Genomic DNA, 20448 nt, shown 5'->3' on the forward strand with positions numbered 1-20448 from the left:
TTTTCGGGATCTTCCGGATGCAACAGGGTCCGACGCTAACGTCAGCTACGGTGATGGAAAAAGTCAGCTTCTTTCAGATCGGTTGACAGAACGTGGGCCTCTCCAGCGACAACATCGACCTCTTCCTCGCCGTGGTCGACCACGGCTCCTTCTCGGCCGCCGCACGCGCGCTGAACCGGGTTCCCTCGGCGGTGAGCATGGGCATCGCTAACATCGAGGCCGAACTCGGCTATCCGCTGTTCGACCGCTCCAGGCGCGAGCCCGTCCCCACGGCGCGGGCGCAGGCCCTCATGCCGCACGCCCGGCTGGTCGCGAGCAGGCTGCGCCTGCTCCAGGCCCACGCGGTCGAGCTCTCCGACGACCTGGAGAGCACGCTCACGGTCGGGGTGTCGGCGGGGGTCGACCACCGGCCCCTCCTGGACGCGGTGGCGGAGATCGCGGCGCGCCACCCCCTGCTCTCCGTGGAGATCGCCGACGCCCCGCAGGACGACGTCCGGGAGCAGCTGCACTCCGGAACCGTGGACCTGGCGTTGATGTTCGCCCGCACCCGCAACGACCGGGAGGAGGTGTTCCTCAACGTGGCGGAGGAGACGTTCGTGGCGGTGGCGTCCGCCTCCGTGGAGACCTTCGGGATCCCCGCCGACCTGCGGCGCCTGGAGGACCTCGCCGGGGCCCGTCAGATCGTGGTGTCCAGCCTGGAGCGGCAGCTGACGGAGCGGCGGCTCGTCGTCTCGGACGCCTACTGGCGCGCGAACTCGGTGGAGACCGCGCTCGGCCTGGTGGAGCGCGGGGTCGGCTGGGCCAACCTGCCGCTGCCGGTGGTGCGGGGCAGGGCCGCGGCCGGGGCGGTGCGCGTGATGGAGTTCGAGAACCTCAGGAACGGCCTGGCCATGCCGGTGCAGCTGGTGTGGCTGCGCGGCAGCCCGCTCCGCAAGGCGGCGGGGGAGCTGGTCGACCGGATGGGCCGGGACTGGCGCGTCCGGGGCTGATTTCCGGCCGCGCCACCGGCCGCCGGAGCCCCGCACGCGGGGCGCCCGGCTCCGTTTCCGCGCGCTCTGCGGCCCGGCGGCACGGAGAGGTCCTGGAGTTGACTCGGGGTAGCCGTTTCGGGGGTCGGTGCCGTTTCCGCCTGCCCGGCTTGAGTGTGCCCGGCCGACCGCGCCGGGCCCGGAGTCGTGGGCCACAACTCCTACCACCCCGGATGTCCGGCTCCGGAACCCTGGTGAAGGATGAGGGGGACGGTGAGTCGACGCGGAGGATCGGGCCATGCCACGTGTATCACGCAGGGTGACGATGGCGGCCGTGCTTATGGCGGCCCTGTCCCTCGGAACGACCGGGTGCACGCTCGTCTACCGCTACTTCCCGGTGCCTCAGGTACGCGAGGTCACCCAGGAGGAGCTGGTTGGTACGTGGCTGGGCTGGGAGGGGAGCAGTGTCACCCTCCACGAGGGTGGGGAGGCCGAACTCCACAGGCTCGACGGTGGGGGCATGGACTTCGATGAGGGGTGGCGTGTCACGGGCACGGGGGAGTGGGAAGTCTACGAGACCGATCACATCGGCCCCCGGGTCATGCTCACCCTGGTGGAGACCACCGCGACCGATGAGGCTCCGGAGGACTCGCCCTACCGGGTGCCCACGAGGGAGCGCTGGCGTACAGGCCCCTCGGAATCGTACTCGTGGGGCTTCGGGCTGGACCGGGACGGCGGTGATCTGCGTATGTACCTCTTCATCAGCGACGAGGACAGGCGGATCTACAACTGGTTCCTCCGTGCCTAGGGGGTCGGTCGGAACCGCTGCCGCCGCCACGTGAGGGACCGCGCCCCGGACGGACAGCCCCGTGACACGGCCTGTCAGGGCCTGGTTCGCCCCTCGGCGGAGCACTAGGCTGACCCGGTTCGTGAGCGGAACGCGGACACCCTGAGCAGCGAAAGCGAGAAGATGAGCCCTTCGATCGCCACCAACACCAAGGTCGACCTCGACGGTCTGCTGGAGTTCGCCCGCCCCCGCCACCGGGGGCTCCTCATCACCCGCCGGGCCGACGGCGGCCCCCAGGCCTCGCCGGTCACCTGCGGGGTCGACACCGAGGGCCGCATCGTGGTCTCCACCTACCCCGAGCGCGCCAAGGCCCGCAACGCCGGCCGCGACCCGAAGGTGAGCATCGTGGTGCTCTCCGAGGACTTCGACGGCCCGTGGGTCCAGATCGACGGCGACGCCGAGGTCATCGACGGGGAGGAGGCGGTGGAGCCCCTGGTCGAGTACTTCCGGGTGATCTCCGGTGAGCACCCGGACTGGGACGAGTACCGCGAGGCGATGCGCCGACAGGGCAAGGCCCTGGTCCGGATCACCCCGAGGCGCTGGGGCCCGGTCGCCACCGGCGGGTTCCCCGCCGACCGCGTCTGACACGGCGAAGGGCCGCGCGGAACGGTGTCCGCGCGGCCCTCCGTGCCTTGACCCGGCGGCCCAGGCCCCTCGTGTCGGACCGCTACCGTTCCGGCGGTCCGCCCTCCCGACCGGGCCCCTCGGGGCCTTCCGGCCCGCCTCCGCGCCCGGAACCCTCAGGTCCTTCCGTCCCCCCGGTCCCTCCCGGCGGCTCCCCGCCCTCACCCGGGTCCCGTCCCGGCGGGCCGCTCCCAGGTGGGGTGTCGGCCCCGCCGCCCTCCTCCGGAGGACCCCCTTCCCGGGACTCGCCCCAACCGGTCGGGTAGCGCCGGCCGTCCGGCCGCTCCTTCCAGTAGTCGGGCGAGCGTACGGCCCGCTGCTTGCGGATCGTGTCCCAGCGGATGACCCACAGCACGAAGAAGAACACCACGACCGGCAGGGCCGCGACCACCGCGACCACGGCCACCCCTGTCGGCATCGGCCCGTCCATCGCCTCCCCTTCCGTCGGAGCGTCCGCGGCCTCAGAGAGCGGCCAGCAGCTCCCGGCACGCCTGCTCGCAGCGGCGGCACGCCTCCGCGCACAGGCGGCAGTGCTCGTGCTCCCCGGCGTGCCTCTCGCACTCCTCGGCGCACTTGCGGCACGCCTCCGCGCAGGCCTCCAGCAGGAGCCGCAGGACGTCGTCCTCCTCGCCGGTCCGGCGGGAGACCGCGCGGCCGGTCACGGCGCACATGTCCGCGCAGTCCAGGTCGGTGCGGACACAGGCGACCAGGTCGGCCACCGTCTCCTCGCCCAGGCAGGCGTCCGCGCACACCGTGCACACCTGCGCGCACTCCCCGCAGGCCTCGACGCACGCGGTGATCTTCACGCCGACCCCCTCGGGGTCCTCCGGGTGGGTGTACAGGATCTGTCCGACGGTGCTCATGGCCCCTCCTCGGTGGTCCGCCCGGGCTCGGCGCCCGGGCGGGTTCGGTCTCGGTCGTGCTCGGAACCGGGTGAGGAGGGGCCCGTCCGGGTGCGTCGTCAGCTCAGACGCCGCGCCCGGGCAGGGTGAAGCGCAGGGCGAAGTGGTTCAGCGAGGCGGGGAGGCCCGACGCGGGCAGCGGGCCGCGCGCGTCGACACGGGTGAGGTCGCGGTCCCGCACGAGGGAGCGCAGGAACAGCGACAGGGTCAGCGGCACCACCTCGCGCCCCGCGCACCCGGCCGGGCCGTAGCTGAAGGGCAGGATCCCCGGGTCCTCCTCGGCCCGGCCGTCGATCCACACCTCCGGCGCGAACTCGTCGGCGTACGGCAGGCGGGACGGGTCGCGGTGGAAGTAGGCGCTCATGACCACGAACGCCGTCCCGGCGGGGAACACGCGGTCCCGCCACACGGTCTCGCGGTTGCTCTCCCGCAGCACCGCCAGCGTCGTCGGCCACAGCCGTACGGACTCCAGCACCGTCGCGCGCAGCAGCGGCAGGTCCAGCCCCTCGGTCTCCCGGATCTCCTCCCGGGCCGCGTGCGCCCCCGGGCTGTACGACGTCAGGAGCGCCAGGGAGCGGAACGCGGCGATCGCCGCGGCGTCGAACGCGAACAGCCAGTGGGCCGCCTGGTCCTCCGGGTGGGACCCGGCCTCCCGGGACAGGCCCGCAGCGAGGCTGCCGGGCTCGGCCCGGTCGACGGCGCGGCCCACCCGGTCGAGGAACTCCGCCCTCACGGTCCGCTGCACCGGCGCCGCGTACGACCAGTTGCCCCGGGCCCGCAGCCGGCGCAGCAGCTCGGTGGTCCGGACGTCCCCCGCCGCGGAGGCGCCGAACACCACCCGCCGGGCCAGCGCGTCGAAGGACGCGGAGAACCGGTTCCAGTCGAGGACGCCGCCGTCCCCCAGAGCGGCCAGCAGGGCCCGCGCCTCCTCGTCGGCCTGGGCCGCGATCACGTCCCCGTCGGGGTGGAGTACGCGGCCGGTGGCCAGGGCCTGCTCGTTGGAGGTCCGCCGGTGCGGCCGCTCCTCGGGCTCGGAGACCAGGACCGCGTGCGGCTCGAAGTGCGACAGCGCGCCGCGCTTCTCGCGCCCGCCGGACGAGAACGGGTCCGGGGTGCCCTCCAGCAGCGTCCGCACGTCGTCGGCGGCCAGCACCAGGGCGGCGTCCCTGCCGGCCAGGCGCAGCGGCAGCGGCCCGTCGCCGTGCCTCTCGCGCAGGCCCCGCAGGGTGGAGACGATCCCCCGGTCCGCCTCCAGTGCGCTGACCAGGCCCTCCATCAGGGGGCGCCGTACGAGCACGCCCCGCGCCAGGGTGGGGAGCAGCACCGTCGACAGGACGCGCGCGGTCTCGGCGGCGTCGGGGCCGCCCAACTCCGCTTCGACGGCGCCCTTCGCCGTCCCCGCCTCTGCCGCGAGTGCCTGCGCCGTTCCGGCGCCGCCCTGCGCGTCCTCCCCGGTGCCGCGGTCCCGCGAGCCCCCTGACCCTGTCACTTCGCCCCCTGCGGTGTGCGTTTCCGCGCGGTCGCTCCCCGGCGTCATGGCCCTCCCCTCGTTCCGGACCCGGATCCCCGTCAGATGTGGTCCCTGGGCACGCTCTCGCTCCACTCCCTGGAGAAGATCCGCTCGTCCCCCTCGAACGCGTCCAGGGTCGCGTATACCCGGAACTCCGTCTCGGTGCACTCAAGGGAGGTATGGGTCTCGGTACGGGTGCTCCAGTCCCCGCGGGCGAACCGCATCGTCCACGTGGACCGGCCCCGGGTGGACGTGAAGTCGTCCGCCACCGACTCGTACAGCTCGTAGGCGCGCCGTCCGACGTCCAGGTCGATGTCCTCGAAGTGGAGGATCCCGCCGTCCTTGACGATCTCCAGGGACGAGCGGGTGTCGACCATGTCCCGCTGGACGGTCCAGCGGTGGTCCGGGGTCTCCCGCCGCGTGGTCTCGATCTGCGGTGTCCCCTCGGGCTCGCCGAAGGGCTGCGGGTGCAGTTCCTCGTCCTCGGGCACGGGCCGCACCGGCAGGTGCAGCGTGCTCCCCTCGGGGTGGACGGTCATCAGCACCGGGCGCGGCGGGGGCCAGGCCAGGGGCCAGTACGACGTGGACAGCGACAGCCGTATGCGGTGGCCCGCCGGGAAGACCTGGGCGACACCGTTGAGGGTGACCTTCACCCGGCAGCGCTCGCCCGGCTCCATCGCCCGCGGCGTCTCGTGCCCGTCCCGGTGGGTGAGGTTGAGCAGGCCGAAGGTCACCCGGGTGGCGCTGCCGTCGGGCGCCACGTCGCACAGGCGGGCGGCGACCATGGCCACCGGCTCGGTGACGGAGAGCTCGAGTTCGACCTCTGCCTCACCGAGGATCTCGACGTCCTCGGTGAGGACGTCGCTGTCGAAGACCAGGGAGCCGCCGTCCTCCTCGCGCTGGTCGTAGGGCAGGTCCGGCGGGGCGTTGTACGAGGCCCACTTGCCGGCGAACTGCCCGGTGGTCAGCGGTGACCGCAGGGTCAGCGACTCGGCGCTGACCTTCTCCCCGGGGGCGCCGATGCGGTACCTGGCCAGCGGCAGCCCGGTCCGCTCGACGCCGGGGGAGGGCCACGCTTCCTCGCGCACCCACCGGCCGGGGCGCTCCTGGTAGGAGGTGGAGGGCGGGACGCTGTCCTGCATCCACGCCCACAGGGAGGGGCCCTCGTCGATGCCGTTCTCCTCGCCCTTGAGCCAGTGGTCCAGCCAGCGCACGACCTCCTGGAGGTAGCCGATGGCGGGGCCGGGCACGCCCATGTGCGGGTAGCGGTGCGACCAGGGGCCGATCAGGCCGCGGCTGGGCACGTCGAGGTTCTCCAGGACGCGCAGGACGGCGTTGGAGTAGCCGTCGGCCCACCCGCTGGAGGCGAGGACCGGGCAGCGCACGTCCGTGTAGTCGTCGCACACCGAGGCGTGCCGCCAGTAGTCGTCGCGGCGCTGGTGCCGCAGCCACTCCAGGACCCACGGCTCGGTGGCCTCCAGGCGCTCGCGCCACATGTCGCGCCAGCTCTCCCCCACGACGGCGGGGTCGGGCGGGCAGGTGCCGAACGCGAACATGGTCCCGGCCTCCGCCAGGTTGTCCGAGAGCAGGCACCCGCCCATGTAGTGGAAGTCGTCGCCGTACCGGTCGTCGGTGAAGGAGCTGATCACGATCGTGCCCAGGCTCGGCGGCTGCCGGGCCGCGACCTGGAGGGCGGCGAACCCGCCCCAGGACAGCCCCAGCATGCTCGTGCTGCCGTCGCACCAGGGCTGTTCGGCCAGCCAGGCCAGGACCTCCTCCGCGTCCTGCTGCTCGCGTTCGAGGTACTCGTCGACGAGCACCCCCTCGGAGTCGCCCGTGCCCCTCAGGTCGACGCGGACGCAGGCGTAGCCGTGCCCCGCGATGTAGGGGTGGTGCTGGGAGTCGCGCACGGCCGTCAGGTCGCGCCTGCGGTAGGGGATGTACTCCAGGACCGCCGGTACCGGGGTCGCGTCGGAGGAGGTGGGGCGCCACATCCTCGCGGCCAGCCGGACCCCGTCCGACATGGGGATCCAGAAGTGCTCGTCGGAGCGGACCGCGTGCGGCAGGGAACTCACCACGTGCATGTACGGTCCTCCTCAGCGATCGGTGCCCTGGTCGGTGCCCCGCCCGGGCGTCATGTCCTCTTCCGCGAACTCGAACCTCAGCGCCTCGACGCAGCGCTCGTACTTGGCGCGCATCGCGGTCTCGTCCTCGGCGCCGATGGCGATCTTGGCGAGTTCGTAGGTGTAGCTGTCCTGGGCGCCCATGTCGGAGAGCCGCCGGCCCTCCTCCGGAACGATCTCGATGCTCACACCCGGCAGGGAGCGCTCCAGCTCCGCCACCTCCTCCTCGGTGGGCACGCGCACGGGGACGCCGTCGTCGCCGAAGCGCCGGTGGTACCACTCCGCCGCCACGGCGAACTCGCCCCCGGCCTCGGCGGTCATCCGGGGGTCCCTGCCCAGGCTCAGCAGCAGCATGCGCTCGTGGTTGGAGACCCCGTCCACCAGCTCGAACAGCTCGGCGTGGGACTGGGAGTGCCGGGGGTTGACCTCCAGGAGGTTGAGGCCGTCCTCGACGGGGTCGTAGAAGAACTCGACGCTGAACGTGGAGTTGTCCAGCCCGACCTGGCGGATGACCCGCTCGGAGACGTCGGCCATGCGCCCGCGGACCTCCTCGGAGAGCCCCGAGGGGTACTGGTGGCGCAGGAAGGCGGGGCTGCCGGGGTAGTCGACCGAGTCGAGGGACGCGTAGACGACGACGTCGCCCCGGTACACGAAGCCCTCGACGGCGGCCTGCACGCCGTGCAGGGCCCCCTCGGCCAGACAGGTGCGTCCGCCCACCTCCGAGATCTCCGGGGGCAGGTCCACCCGGGAGAGGATCTGCTCGAAGGGGCGGCCGATGCGGTCGATGCCCTCGCGCAGTTCGGAGACCGCCTCGCCGAAGTCCTTCTCGTCGAGCACGTGGAAGGCGAGCTCGGAGGAGGCCGACTTCACGGGCTTGAGCCACATGGGGTAGCCGGGAGGGTCCGGCACCGTGGGGTCGCCGTTCAGCTCGACGAGGGCGAAGGGCGGGTACTCGTCGATGACCTTGCGCTGCTCCAGGCGGCTCCAGTACTTGTGCTCGCACTTGACCACCGACTCCAGGCTCGCGGAGGGGAGGCCGCGGCGCTCGCACAGGATCGGCACGAGCAGTGTCACGGGGAAGTCCCAGTAGCCGCAGATGGCGTCGACGGTGTCGGGGAAGTCGTCGAGGACCTTCTCGGCCTTGTCGATCAGCTGGTCGATGTCGACCTGTCCGGACTGGAGCTCGTCCAGGCTCAGCAGCTGGTGGAAACGGCAGTCGCGTCCGGTGGGGGTCCGGCGCAGGATCTCGTGGTTCCGCTCGTCCAGTCCGACGACGAAGACGTTCTTCACGGGGCGCACCACCTTTTCTCATCAGGGAAATGATGCTGGTGGTGCGCCTACCCGTGTGAACCGTTACAAACCCGAAATGTGACGAGGCGCTCTTCAGACGGCGGTTGCGTACCGGTCGATCTCGGCCAGTTCGGAGGCGTCGAAGTCCAGGTTCCCGACCGCGGCCACGTTGTCCTCCAGCTGCCCGATGCTGCTCGCGCCGATCACCGCCGACGTCACCCGCCCGCCGCGCAGCACCCACGCCAGCGCCGTCTGCGCCAGCGTCTGGCCCCGCCGCCCGGCGATCGCGTCGAGGGCGCGCACCCGCTCCAGGACGTCCCCGGTGACCCCCTCGGCGTTGAGGAACGGACTGCTCCCGGCGGCGCGCGAGCCCTCCGGGACGCCGTTCAGGTACCGGTCGGTCAGCAGGCCCTGGGCGAGCGGGGAGTAGGCGATCGAACCGGCGCCCACCTCGTCCAGCACGTCGAGCAGGCCGTCCTCCACCCAGCGGTTGAACATCGAGTACGACGGCTGGTGGATCAGCATCGGCGTGCCCAGGTCCCGCAGGATCGCGGCGGCCTCGCGGGTCTGCTCGGGGGAGTAGTTGGACACCCCCGCGTACAGGGCCTTGCCCTGGCGTACCGCCGTGTCGAGCGCGCCCATGGTCTCCTCCAGGGGCGTGTCCGGGTCGGGGCGGTGGGAGTAGAACACGTCCACGTGGTCCAGGCCCATGCGTCCCAGGCTCTGGTCCAGGCTGGCCAGCACGGACTTGCGCGAGCCCCACTCGCCGTACGGGCCGGGCCACATCAGATACCCGGCCTTGGTGGAGACGACGATCTCGTCCCGGTACCGGCCCAGGTCCCCGGCGAGGATCCGTCCGAAGTTCTCCTCGGCTGCCCCCGGCGGCGGTCCGTAGTTGTTGGCGAGGTCGAAGTGGGTCACGCCCAGGTCGAACGCCCGCAGCACGATCTCCTTCTGCCGAGCGAGGTCGCGGTCGTGTCCGAAGTTGTGCCACAGGCCCAGGGAGAGGGCGGGCAGGCGCAGACCGCTGCGCCCCACCCGCCGGTAGGGCATGGAGTCGTACCGCGTGGGGGCGGCGACGTAGGTCATGGGTCATTCCCCGTTCTCGTGGCCGGACGCCGCTCGTCCGGCGTGCGGAGGCTACAGCGCGGACGCGGGTCCGGGCGCGAGCGCCCCCCCGCGTGGCGGGTCCGGCGCCGTCCGGGAGGGCCGGCCCGGGGCCGTGGTGGCGCCGGTGCGGCTCGAACGCCGGCGGACGGGTGTCCGCGAGCGGGTCCGAGGCAAGCGCGCAGCGCGTCCGCGCGGGCCAAGAGACGCCAAAACACCCCCAAGACTACTTTGAGTGATTTTGTGAGTGCATACGGTTACCAGTCGGGCGTCGTGGACATCTATTCCGCGGGGGCCGTTCACCGAATCCGGCCCTCGCATCCGGCTCCTGCGACGCTCCGCCGACATGTCGGAGCGCCAGGCCACAACGAGAGGGAACTCGTATGAACCGCAAGACCGTGACCCGCCTCGCCTTCGCCGCCATCGTGGCCCCCGCCCTCGCCTTCGGCGCCCCGGCGGCGGCCATGGCGGACAGCTTCTTCGCTGCCGGCATGAGCGAGGCCGGCCCCCACGGGGCCTCCCAGGCGGGCGTCATCGCCGGGGCCACGAGCGGCCACGGGGGCGACCACGAGGACGGCAAGGGCGGCAAGGGCGGCAGCTTCTACATCAAGAAGTGGAATGAGGCCGGCCCCCACGGAGCCTCCGAGGGCGGCGTGGTCAGCGCTGCCGGTTAGGGCGCCCCGGCCGCGGGCCCTCGGGCCCGCGGCCGGACCCGGGTGAACTCCGGCGCGGCGACGAGAGAGCGCCGCGCCGGAGCCTTTTTCCGTCTCAGAACATGATTGGCAGGAACGATGCTTCGTTCGTCCCGCGCCCTGGTCACGACCGCCCTCGCCCTGGGCATCGCCCTGGGCGCGCCCGCGGTGGCCTCGGCCGACGCCCGATTCCACAGCCAGGACGCCTTCGCCGGGCCGAAGGGGGCCAGTATCACCGTGGTCCGCAGTGTGGTCACCGACGACGGCAGGGTCTCCTACGAGAAGGTGACCTACACCGCCGGTCCCAAGGGCGCCGGGGTCTCCGGCGTCCGCAGCGGCGCCAGGTGACACCGGGGGCGCGCCCGTGCCGGAGCGGAGGCTTCCCGGCCGGGCCGTCCCGATGACGGCCGGCCCCGCCTCCCCGGAGGCGGGGCCGGTCTTCGGTGTGCGGGGAGCGCGGTCGGCCCGGGACCGCGCGGGCGGCCCCGGCGGGCACGGGACCGTGTCGACCGCGCACATCCCGGTGCCGCCCGCACCCCGTTCCCGCGGGCCGTGGTGTCCTTGGGGGCCGGAACACCCGGCCGACGACGACGAAGGACCAGCGGATGAGCTTTCCACCCACGCTCGACCACCTCGTGTACACCGTGCCCGACCTGGCCGGGGGAGCGGCCGCGTTCGAGGCGCGCACCGGCGTGGCCCCCGCGCGCGGCGGCTCCCACCCGGTCGGGACGGCGAACGCGCTCGTCGCGCTGACCGTGGACGGGGCCCGCGCGCCGTACTACCTGGAGATCATCGGACCCGACCCCGAGCGCGACGACCCCGGCCCGGTCCGCGTGTTCGGCATCGCCGGCCTGGAGGGGCCCCGCCTCGCCGCCTTCGCGGTCCGCGTGGACGCCGGCCTGGAGGCGGCGGTGGAGCGGGCCCGCGCGGTCGGGCACGACCCCGGAGGGATCGAGCCGTGGTCGCGCGCCACTCCCGGGGGAACGGTCCTGCGCTGGCTGCTCGCCAGACGCGAACTGCCGGCCTATCCCGCACCGGTGCCGTTCCTCATCGACTGGGGGCGGACCCCGCAGCCCGGTCTGGGCGACCTTCCCGCCCTCGAACTGGTCTCCCTGCGCGCGGAGCACCCCGACCCCGGCTCGCTGGAGCCGGCACTGCGGGCCCTGGGCGCGGACCTGGAGGTCGCGACCGGTCCCGCGCCGCTCTTGGAGGCGGTCCTGCGCGGTCCGCGGGGGGAGTTCGTGCTGCGCTGACCGGCCGGGCCGCGGCGTGCGCCGCGGCCCGTAAGGGCCCCTCCGCGAGGGGGCGCCCCGTCCCGCCCCGGGCGCCGCTTCCCCAGGTCGGGGGCCCGCCCGTCCCCGTCCTCCGGCGCCTTTCCGCGGCCCTCCCACCGGTTTCACGCGCCCCGACCCGGGTAGCCGAACCCCTACACCCCATCGTCGAGCAGAAGGGGAGTGAACGCGGTGAACGAGGACACACCCCCGATCGAGGGCTACGAGGGACTGCCGATCGCCACGCTCCAGCACAGGGTCCGATCGCTGGACGCGGAGCAGATGCGACGGCTCATCGCCTACGAGGAGGCCCACGCCGACCGGACCGGCGTACTGGAGATCCTCAAGAACCGGCTCCACGGCCTGGAGGAGGGCGCCGAGCCGTCCGGGGGGTCGCAGCAGTTCCAGCCGGAGCGGCCGGGGCCGGCCGCCGGGGGGTCTCCCGTGAACACGGACACGGTCGCGCCCCAGGCGAGCCCGCCGCCGCACGGCGTGCCCGCCCAGCCCGCCAAGCCCAAGGGCGACTACCAGCCCGGCAACCAGTAGGCGGTCGCGAGAGGCCCGGGTCCGGGGGACGCGGGGGCGCCCCCGGGCCCGCACCCGCGCCCGCAAGGCGAGAGCCCGGTTTTTCCCATGGGTTCCCACCTGCGGTTTTCGTCCGAGGGGCGGCGGGTAGCCGTATACCCACATCCCCCGACCGGCGTACAGCGAACACGGGGAGTGACATGACGGTGGTGCCACGTACACCCACGGAGACCGGCGACCCCGGGGGGAGGGCCCGGTGATCCGCTGGAAGCCCGTTCTGGCCCTGGCCGGAACCCGGTGGGCGGTGTCCCGGCTCCGGAGCGGGCACGAGCCCCGGCCGCGCCGCCGCCGGGGGGTCGTGCCGTGGGCGGTGGCCGGGGCCGCGGTCGGCCTGACCGCCGCCGCCGTGAGCCGGAACCGCACCACGCTCCTGACCGGACGCGTCGTGCTGGTCACCGGCGGGTCCCGCGGACTCGGCCTCCAGATGGCCCGGGAGTTCGGCTCCCGCGGCGCGTCCGTCGTCGTGTGCGCGCGCGACCGCGACGAGCTCGACCGCGCCGTCGCCGACCTGGTGCGCAGGGGGGTCACGGCGCACGGCGTCCGGTGCGACGTCCGCGACGCCGGGCAGGCCGAGAGGATGGTCGAGGAGGCGGCGGCGCGCTTCGGCCGCCTCGACATCGTCGTCAACAACGCGGGCATCATCCAGGTCGGGCCGCAGTCGGTGCTGACCGAGGACCACTTCCGCGACGCCATGGAGACGATGTTCTGGGCGCCCCTGCACATCTCCCGTGCCGCGCTCGGCCCGCTGGAGAGGACCGGGGGACGCCTCGTCACCATCACCTCGATCGGCGGCCACCTCAGCGTCCCGCACCTGCTGCCCTACTCGTGCGCCAAGTTCGCCGAGGTCGCCCTCTCCGAGGGGCTGGGCGCCGAGGTGGCGGGCCGGGGCGTGAAGGTCACCACGGTGGTGCCCGGGCTCATGCGCACCGGGTCCCACAAGGCCGCGGTGTTCACCGGCGACCCCGAGCGCGAGTACTCGTGGTTCTCCTTGGGCGCGGGCCTTCCGCTGGTCTCGGTGAGCGGCGAGCGCGCGGCCGCCCGGATCGCCGAGGCGACCGCCCGGGGCCGCAGCCACCTCGTGCTCACCCCGCTGGCCCGCGCGGTCATCGTCGCCCGCGGGCTCTCCCCGGCCCTCGTCCAGCGGGCCATGGGGATCATGGCGCGGCTCCTGCCCGCCCCGCCCGAGCATGTCGAGGAGCGGCCCGGCAGGGAGGCCGACCACGGCCTCGTCAACCAGGCGCTCAAGGCGCCCACCGCGCTCAACGAGCGCGCGACCAGGAGACTCAACCAGAAACGGGAGTAGGCGGCCGGGTGCGGGCCCGCGCCGCAGACGGCGCTCGGGCCCGGCCCGCCGCGACGGCGATCGGGGGATGGCGACGTGACGCGTTTCGGATACTTTCTCGCCAGCGAGGAACACGGTCCCGCGAGCCTGGTCCGCCAGGCGCAGGGGGCCGAGGAGGCCGGGTTCGACGCACTGTGGATCTCCGACCACTTCCACCCGTGGCTGGACTCCCAGGGGGAGAGCCCGTTCGTGTGGTCGGTCGTCGGCGCGATCGGCCAGGCCACGTCGCTGCCGGTCACCACGGCGGTGACCTGCCCGACCACGCGTATGCACCCGGCGGTGGTGGCGCACGCCGCCGCCACCTCGGCGGCCCTGGTCAGGGGCGGGTTCACGCTGGGGGTCGGCACGGGGGAGGCGCTCAACGAGCACATCCTCGGACTGCCCTGGCCGCCCGCCGCCCAGCGCATCGCCATGCTGGAGGAGGCCGTCGAGGTGATGCGCAAGCTCTGGACGGGCAAGCTCGTCACCCACCGGGGCGAGTACTACGACGTGGACACCGCGCGCCTGTACACGCTGCCCGAGGAGCCGCCGAAGGTCTACATGTCCGCGTTCGGCCCCAAGGCGACCGCGCTGGCCGCGCGGGAGGCGGACGGCCTGATCCAGGTCGCCCCCAGCCCGGAGACCGTCGAGAGGTTCCGCTCCGAGGGGGGTGCGGGCAAACCCGTCCAGGGCGGGCTCAAGGTCTGCTGGGACCGCGACGAGGCCCGGGCCCGGCGCCTGGTCCACGAGCGGTGGCCCAACGAGGCCCTCCAGGGGGAGGCGGCCCAGATCCTCCCCCTGCCCCGCCACTTCCGGCAGCTCACCGAGGGGCTGGTCACGGAGCAGATGGCGGCGGAGCAGGTGACCTGCGGGCCCGACCCCGAGGCGCACCTCGCCGCGATCAGGCCGTACCTGGAGTCCGGGGTGGACGAGGTGTATGTCTGCCAGGTCGGCGACGACCAGGAGGGCTTCTTCGAGTTCTACCGGAAGGAGGTCCTGCCCCGGCTCAGGGCCGGGGGCTGAGCCGGCCCGACGCGCGGGCGGCCCGCCCGCGCGTCGGGCCCGCAAGGACGACCAGTGAGGAGGAGACATGAACGCACGCACCCGTGACGGCACTCCGGCCCCTGCCGTGCGCTACCCGGACCCGATGCCGCCGATGCCGCCGGACCCGTTCCCCCCGACCCCGATGCCGGACCCCCCGTCCCCGCCGGATCCGCTGCCGGAGCCCCCGGGGCCCGCGCCCACACCCGAGCCGCCCGGCCCGGAACCCGAGCCCGAACCCGCCTGATGACGGGCCGGTCCCGGGAGGGGCCGGGGCCCGGTGGCCGAGCCCGCGGACGCGCCGCTCCCGGCGCGCCCGCGGGCTCCGCGCTGTCCGCGGTCCGTCGCCGCGGCCGGTCGCGGGGAGCGCGGCGGGCCCGGGCGGTGGGGCGCACGGGAAGGGTGCGTATTCGTCGCGTAAGGGGGATTGACCGCTCCGTGACCGAAGTCTAGGTTGCGAGAAAAGAAAAGACTCCTTCCGGTTCGGTGCGACGTCCTTCCCCGGACCGCGCCGGGCCGCCACCCCGCTGGAGGAAGCCCGTGGCGCACCACCCCCCGTCCCCCGCCCGCACACGCCGGACCCCCGCCGGCGCCGCACTCGTGGGAGCGCTCCTGCTCGCCGTGGCGCTCCTCGTCCTCGCGGGGGCGCACGGCCCCACGGGGGCGGCCCTGGCCTCGACCGGGCAGACCCGGGCGCCCTCCGGCCCCGAGTCCGCCGCGGGCCCCGCGGACACCCACGGGCAGCTCGCCGTCTGCGGCGTCAAGCTCTGCGACAGCAACGGCGACCCCGTCCAGCTCACCGGGATGAGCTCGCACGGCCTCCAGTGGTACAGCGACTGCCTCACCGACGGATCGCTGGACGCGCTCGCCCACGACTGGAACGCCGACGTGCTGCGCGTGTCCATGTACATCCAGGAGGGCGGCTACGAGACCGACCCGCGCGGGTTCACCGACCGGGTCCACGAGCTGATCGAGGAGGCCACCGCCCGCGGCATGTACGTCATCGTCGACTGGCACATGCTCACCCCCGGCGACCCCAACCACAACACCGAGCGCGCCCGCACCTTCTTCTCCGAGATCGCCTCGGTGCACGCCGACAAGGACAACGTCCTGTACGAGATCGCCAACGAGCCCAACGGGGTCTCCTGGGACGCGATCAAGGGCTACGCCGAGGAGATCATCCCGGTCATCCGCGCCGAGGACCCCGAGGCCGTCGTGCTCGTCGGCACCCGCGCCTGGTCCTCCCTGGGCATGTCCGAGGGCTCGGACCACACCGAGATCACCGCCGACCCGGTCGACGCCGACAACATCATGTACGTCTTCCACTTCTACGCCGCCACCCACGGCTCCTACCGGGAGGCGTTCCGGGCCGCCGCCCAGGAGCTCCCGCTGTTCGTCACCGAGTTCGGCACCCAGCAGGCCACGGGCGACGGCCCCAACGACTTCGCGTCGGCCCAGGCCTACCTCGACCTCATGGAGGAGGAGCAGATCAGCTGGGTGAACTGGAACTTCTCCGACGACTTCCGCTCCGGCGCGGTCTTCGAGACCGGCACCTGCGCCGCCGGAGGGCCCTGGACCGGCACCGACTCCCTCAAGCCCGCGGGCGAGTGGATCCGCGACCGGATCCGGGAGAGCGGCGCCGCCTGACCCCCGCCGCGCGGCGGCCCCCTGCCGGGGGGGGCGCCCCCCGCCCGGGGGGCCGCCCCCCCTTCCGCGCGGAGAGGACCCGCGGGCCACGGGGCTCCGCGCGGTGGTGACGGGTCCTGGCAGGGCCTCCCACACGGGTTCCCGCGGATGTTTCACTGCGACAGGAGGCCGGAAGTCACGGCCCCCGCCTCGCCCCGCCCGCGCACGGCGGCTCCGCCGCGCCCGGGCGTCGACGAGGCGGTTCCGAAGAACACCGCTGAGGAGAAGCATGCCCACCGTTGCCGCCTACACGGCCACCTCGCCGACCGCGCCCCTGACCCCGGGCACGGTCGAGCGCCGAGAGGTCGGCCCCAAGGACGTCCTGATCGACATCGCCTACGCCGGGATCTGCCACTCCGACATCCACACCGTCCGCGGCGACTGGGGCGAGGTCCCCTACCCGCTGACCGTCGGGCACGAGATCGCCGGCGTGGTCGCCCGGGTCGGCGAGGAGGTCACCGCCCACAAGGTCGGCGACCGGGTCGGCGTGGGGTGCATGGTGGACTCCTGCCGCGAGTGCGCCAACTGCGTGGCGGGGGCCGAGCAGTACTGCCTGCGCGGGTTCACCGACACCTACAACGGCACCGACCGGGACGGCACCACCACCCAGGGCGGCTACTCGACCGGCATCGTGGTCGACGAGCACTTCGTCCTGCGCATCCCCGACACGATCCCCTTCGAGAAGGCCGCCCCGCTGCTGTGCGCGGGGATCACCACGTACTCGCCGCTGCGCAACTGGAACGCCGGACCCGGCACGAAGGTCGCCGTGGTGGGGCTGGGCGGCCTGGGGCACATGGCCGTCAAGATCGCCCACGCCCTGGGCGCCGAGGTGACGGTGCTCTCCCAGAGCCTGAAGAAGCGCGAGGACGGGCTGCGGTTCGGCGCCGACCACTACCACGCCACCGCGGACCCGGCCACCTTCGAGCAGCTGGCCGGCGCCTTCGACCTGATCGTCAACACCGTCAGCGCGCCCATCGACCTGGACGCCTACCTGAACCTGCTGGCGCTGGACGGCACGATCGTGAGCGTGGGGGCCCCGCCCGAGCCGGTGTCGGTGACCCTGTTCACGCTGTTCGAGAACCGCCGCTCCTTCGCCGGGTCGAAGATCGGCGGCATCGCCCAGACGCAGGAGATGCTGGACTTCTGCGCCGAGCACGGCATCGCCCCGGAGGTCGAGGTCATCGCCGCCGAGGCGGTCAACGACGCCTGGGAGCGGGTGCTGGCCTCGGACGTGCGGTACCGGTTCGTCATCGACGCCTCCACCCTGGGCGGGTCCTGACCCCGGTCCGGGGGAGCCGCCGGACGATGTGAGGAACGGCCGCGGGGGCGGGCCCTGCCGCACCCGGCGGTGAGGGGGTCCGCCAGGGCCTGCCACCCCGTGCACGCTCCGCCTAGCCTGGGGGCATGGACAAGAACACCGTCCGCGAGTTCCTGGTCAGCAGGCGCGCCCGCGTGACACCGGAACAGGCCGGGATCCCCGCCTACGGGAGCGACCGCCGGGTGCCGGGGCTGCGCCGCGAGGAGGTCGCGATGCTCGCCGACGTCAGCCTCGACTACTACACCCGCCTGGAGCGCGGCAACATCGGCGGCGCCTCCGAGGGCGTCCTGGACGCGATCGCCCGGGCGCTGATGCTGGACGAGGTCGAACGGGCCCACCTGTTCGACCTCGCCCGCGCCGCGTCCGGAAGCCGTACCCGCGCGGCCTCGCCTCCCCCCGGCGGGGTGCGGGCCTCGGTGCAGCGGATGCTGGACGCGATGGACACCCCGGCCATCGTCCACAACGCCCGCCAGGACCTGGTGGCCGCCAACCGGCTGGGCCGGGCCCTGTACGCGCCGCACTTCGACACTGACCAGCGGCCGCCCAACATGGCGCGGTTCATCTTCCTGGACCCCCGCGCCCGCGACTACTACGCCGACTGGCCCCTGGCCCGCCACACCACCGCGGCGACGATGCGCCTGGAAGCCGGCCGCAACCCCCTCGACAGGGAGCTGACCGCGCTGATCGGGGAGCTGTCGGCGCACAGCAGCCACTTCGCCGGGGACTGGGCCCGCCACAACGTCCACAGCCACCGCACCGGCACCAAGTCCTTCCGCCACCCCGACGTCGGCCCCGTCGAGGTCGACTTCGACGTGTTCGAGCCGACCGGGCAGGACAGGTTGTGGATCGTCACCTACACCGTCGAGCCGGGCACCCCCTCGGCCGACGCCCTCGCCCTGCTGGGCACCCTCGCCGCCACCGACGAGGACGACCGGGACCGCGGCGCCGCCGGCGCGGATTCCGAGAGCCGTTGCGGGCGCTGAGGGAGGGGTTCTCCGACCCCTTCCACGTCCCGGAGGCCCGGGCCTCTCCCGCGGCTCTCCCGGCGGCGACGGTTCCCCGCCCTGACACCCAGGCCATCTTGGACACCGTTCTCGCGCGAGCGGACGACGCAACCTGTCTGCGTTTCGAAGCGAACCAGTCCCAGGCTGCGCACCCGCTGGCGGAGACGGGGCGGCCCCGGCCGTCGATCGGTACACGGGGCGATCAGTACGAGTCGTGGGTGGACGACCTGGACCGCGTCGTCATGGCCCTGTCCCGGCAGGACTTCGCGTTCGCCGAGGCCCTTCTGGGACGCTGGTCCTCCCGATCCCTACCCGGGGAGTCGGACGACAGGGGCCTGTACTTGTCGGCTCGCTCCACGACTCTGCTCGGGGACATCCGGAGGGACCAGGGTGCCGTGACAGGGCCGCTCTCGGCTCGGCGTTCCTGCTCCGAAGCGCGAGCACTCTTCAACCAGCTCGGCATCCCGCGCCGTGTCGGCCGCCTCGAGCTGTCCCTCGCGGTGGTCGCGGAGATGTCCGGCGAGCTGGATGCGGCTGCCCGCCGGTACGAGACCCTGGCTGGGGACGAGAGGCTCGACCACCGTGATCGGGCCCGTGCCCGCCTGTGGGTGGGCACCGCGCTGAGCAAACTCGGCGAGTACGGCCACGCCGCGTATGTCGTCCAGTCCGCGATCCGGAAATCCGAGGACCTGGCCGAGCCGGGCGACTGGGCAGGAGCCCACCAGAAACTCGGGGTGGTTCTTCCGAACGCCCGGCAACAGGACAAGTAACCCGTGAGTAACTTCAGGGTCGGCCCAAGGCCACGGATCAGCCGAACCTGCCGGTAACCGTGCCCCGCTCCGCGATCGTGTGCGCTGTCGACCTCGACCGCCACGATCTGGGAGCGCCCCCTCACGCCAGGACCGGACCCCCGAACAGCTCGTTGACCACTGGACCCTCGAAGAGGGCGACCGTGTCCTGATCGGGGACAAGAGCGGTGCCACCCGGCTCGGATTCGCACTCAAGCTGAAGTTCTTCCAGCTCCAGGGCCGTTTCCCCTCCTAGGTCGAGGAGATCCCGTCGGCTGCGGTGGGCTTCGTCGCCCAGCAGATCGGTGTGGACCCGGCGCTGTTCGGCAAGCACCCGTGGAACACCCGGGTTCCGGGACGGCACCGGCACCAGATCCGGCAGGAGTACGGCACCCACGCCGCCACCGAGCACGAAGGGGACCAGCTCGCCCAGTGGCTGGCCGACCAGGTGTGCCCGGTGCAGGTCGACCGCACCGAACTCGCCCAGGCCGTGGTCAACCGGTGCCACACCCTCGAGATCGAACCCCCGCGCCCGGGACAGATCGAGCGGATCGTGGCCTCGGCCGGGCGCCGCTTCGAGGAAGCCTTCACCACCCAGGTCACCGCCCACCTGGGCCCGGGGGTGTGCGAACGGCTCCAGAGCCGGGTGCTGGGCACCGAGGGCGTCCTGCTGGCCGTGAAGTCCGACCCCGGCCCGCTGGGGCTGGAGACCCTGCTCACCGAGATCGACAAGCTCAGGACCGTGCAGGCCCTGGGGCTGCCGGACGAGCCCTTCGCCGGGGTCTCGGACAAGATCGTGGCCGCCCGGCGCTCACGGGCGGCCCGGATGCACCCCTCCGACTTCGCCGAGAACCGCGACGTGCACTACGCCGCCCTGAACAAGCCGGTGGAGCCGAACACCTTCGTGTACGGGGTCCGCACCCGGATGCGCCAGGCCCTGGACCGGCTCGGTGGGGCGATGGCCAAGGACACCACCGGCGGGGTGCGGGTGGTGACCCGCAAGGGCCGGCCCTGGATCGGCGTCCCGAAGCTGGAGGCGCTGCCCGATCCCCAGAACCTGCGCGCGCTCAAGGGCGAGGTGCTCAAGCGGTGGGGCACCCTGGACCTGCTCGACATCCTCAAGGACTCCGCACTGCTCACCGGGTTCTGCGAGGAGTTCGCGTCGGTGGCCACCCGCCAGGCGATCCCCAAAGCGGCGCTGCACCGGCGCCTGCTGCTGTGCCTGTGTTGCCCACGGTGTCAGTGCGGCATACTCCGACCGCCCTCCCGGCCTTCAGCGCGAGCCGCCGCTCCTCCGACCTCGTTTCCGATGAGGATCGCCTCCTCGTGCTGGTTTGGGGCAGGACATCCGTCTTGACAGGAGCATCGCCC

General features: G+C 73.2%; 20 protein-coding genes and 1 pseudogene. 15 read left to right on the top strand and 6 right to left on the bottom strand.

The window, feature by feature from the left end:
* The first annotated feature begins 92 nt into the window (after positions 1 to 92).
* The 3 genes from ABZ234_RS00270 (at position 93) to ABZ234_RS00280 (ending at position 2400) form a co-directional block, all read left to right on the top strand.
* Positions 93 to 989: a LysR family transcriptional regulator gene (locus tag ABZ234_RS00270; protein ID WP_355010329.1), complete on the top strand. Its 897-nt coding sequence runs from the start codon at positions 93 to 95 to the stop codon at positions 987 to 989.
* Between the two features lie 277 nt (positions 990 to 1266).
* A complete protein-coding gene (locus ABZ234_RS00275; protein WP_355010330.1) occupies positions 1267 to 1776 on the top strand; it encodes a hypothetical protein in 510 nt (169 codons plus the stop codon).
* Between the two features lie 162 nt (positions 1777 to 1938).
* The gene (locus tag ABZ234_RS00280; protein WP_267945504.1) at positions 1939 to 2400 is read left to right on the top strand and encodes a PPOX class F420-dependent oxidoreductase; all 462 of its coding nucleotides are present in this window, start codon (positions 1939 to 1941) and stop codon (positions 2398 to 2400) included.
* A gap of 82 nt (positions 2401 to 2482) precedes the next feature.
* Here the strand turns inward: ABZ234_RS00280 and ABZ234_RS00285 are convergent, their stop codons facing one another.
* The 6 genes from ABZ234_RS00285 to mgrA form a co-directional block, all read right to left on the bottom strand.
* Entirely contained in the window at positions 2483 to 2869 is a 387-nt protein-coding gene (locus tag ABZ234_RS00285; RefSeq protein WP_355010331.1) for a hypothetical protein, read from the bottom strand.
* 31 nt (positions 2870 to 2900) lie between these two features.
* Positions 2901 to 3302 (bottom strand): four-helix bundle copper-binding protein, encoded by a 402-nt coding sequence (locus ABZ234_RS00290; protein WP_355010332.1) that lies wholly within the window; start codon positions 3300 to 3302, stop codon positions 2901 to 2903.
* Between the two features lie 103 nt (positions 3303 to 3405).
* Positions 3406 to 4830 (bottom strand): cytochrome P450, encoded by a 1425-nt coding sequence (locus tag ABZ234_RS00295; RefSeq protein ID WP_355010333.1) that lies wholly within the window; start codon positions 4828 to 4830, stop codon positions 3406 to 3408.
* Between the two features lie 80 nt (positions 4831 to 4910).
* On the bottom strand, positions 4911 to 6935 hold the full coding sequence (locus ABZ234_RS00300) for a CocE/NonD family hydrolase (protein WP_355010334.1): 2025 nt from the start codon (positions 6933 to 6935) through the stop codon (positions 4911 to 4913).
* Between the two features lie 12 nt (positions 6936 to 6947).
* Entirely contained in the window at positions 6948 to 8264 is a 1317-nt protein-coding gene (locus tag ABZ234_RS00305) for an ATP-grasp domain-containing protein (RefSeq protein WP_355010335.1), read from the bottom strand.
* A gap of 93 nt (positions 8265 to 8357) precedes the next feature.
* Positions 8358 to 9353 (bottom strand): L-glyceraldehyde 3-phosphate reductase, encoded by a 996-nt coding sequence (mgrA, locus tag ABZ234_RS00310; RefSeq protein WP_355010336.1) that lies wholly within the window; start codon positions 9351 to 9353, stop codon positions 8358 to 8360.
* 401 nt (positions 9354 to 9754) lie between these two features.
* On the opposite strand from mgrA, the gene ABZ234_RS00315 reads away from it, so the two are divergent.
* The 12 genes and pseudogenes from ABZ234_RS00315 to ABZ234_RS00370 all read left to right on the top strand — a co-directional run bounded on the left by ABZ234_RS00315 (position 9755) and on the right by ABZ234_RS00370 (position 20434).
* Complete coding sequence (locus ABZ234_RS00315; protein ID WP_355010337.1) at positions 9755 to 10045, top strand: hypothetical protein; 291 nt, start codon at positions 9755 to 9757, stop codon at positions 10043 to 10045.
* A gap of 117 nt (positions 10046 to 10162) precedes the next feature.
* Entirely contained in the window at positions 10163 to 10411 is a 249-nt protein-coding gene (locus tag ABZ234_RS00320; protein ID WP_355010338.1) for a hypothetical protein, read from the top strand.
* A gap of 257 nt (positions 10412 to 10668) precedes the next feature.
* Entirely contained in the window at positions 10669 to 11316 is a 648-nt protein-coding gene (locus ABZ234_RS00325) for a VOC family protein (protein WP_355010339.1), read from the top strand.
* Positions 11317 to 11526: 210 nt separating this feature from the next.
* Positions 11527 to 11880, top strand: a complete 354-nt coding sequence (locus tag ABZ234_RS00330) for a hypothetical protein (RefSeq protein WP_344179320.1) — start codon at positions 11527 to 11529, stop codon at positions 11878 to 11880.
* 235 nt (positions 11881 to 12115) lie between these two features.
* Positions 12116 to 13222 (top strand): SDR family oxidoreductase, encoded by a 1107-nt coding sequence (locus ABZ234_RS00335; RefSeq protein WP_355010340.1) that lies wholly within the window; start codon positions 12116 to 12118, stop codon positions 13220 to 13222.
* 75 nt (positions 13223 to 13297) lie between these two features.
* Positions 13298 to 14263: a TIGR03557 family F420-dependent LLM class oxidoreductase gene (locus ABZ234_RS00340; protein ID WP_355010341.1), complete on the top strand. Its 966-nt coding sequence runs from the start codon at positions 13298 to 13300 to the stop codon at positions 14261 to 14263.
* Positions 14264 to 14330: 67 nt separating this feature from the next.
* Positions 14331 to 14528 (top strand): hypothetical protein, encoded by a 198-nt coding sequence (locus tag ABZ234_RS00345; protein WP_355010342.1) that lies wholly within the window; start codon positions 14331 to 14333, stop codon positions 14526 to 14528.
* 422 nt (positions 14529 to 14950) lie between these two features.
* Positions 14951 to 15928, top strand: a complete 978-nt coding sequence (locus ABZ234_RS00350) for a glycoside hydrolase family 5 protein (protein WP_355010603.1) — start codon at positions 14951 to 14953, stop codon at positions 15926 to 15928.
* Positions 15929 to 16196: 268 nt separating this feature from the next.
* Positions 16197 to 17246 (top strand): NAD(P)-dependent alcohol dehydrogenase, encoded by a 1050-nt coding sequence (locus ABZ234_RS00355; protein ID WP_355010343.1) that lies wholly within the window; start codon positions 16197 to 16199, stop codon positions 17244 to 17246.
* 125 nt (positions 17247 to 17371) lie between these two features.
* Positions 17372 to 18268, top strand: coding sequence for a helix-turn-helix transcriptional regulator (locus ABZ234_RS00360; RefSeq protein ID WP_355010344.1), 897 nt, complete (start codon positions 17372 to 17374; stop codon positions 18266 to 18268).
* A gap of 239 nt (positions 18269 to 18507) precedes the next feature.
* Entirely contained in the window at positions 18508 to 19059 is a 552-nt protein-coding gene (locus tag ABZ234_RS00365) for a hypothetical protein (RefSeq protein ID WP_355010345.1), read from the top strand.
* A gap of 79 nt (positions 19060 to 19138) precedes the next feature.
* Positions 19139 to 20434 (top strand): annotated as a pseudogene (locus ABZ234_RS00370) (DUF4158 domain-containing protein).
* Positions 20435 to 20448: the final 14 nt, after the last annotated feature.

Source organism: Nocardiopsis sp. NPDC006198, assembly GCF_040613895.1.
Lineage (GTDB): Bacteria > Actinomycetota > Actinomycetes > Streptosporangiales > Streptosporangiaceae > Nocardiopsis > Nocardiopsis tropica.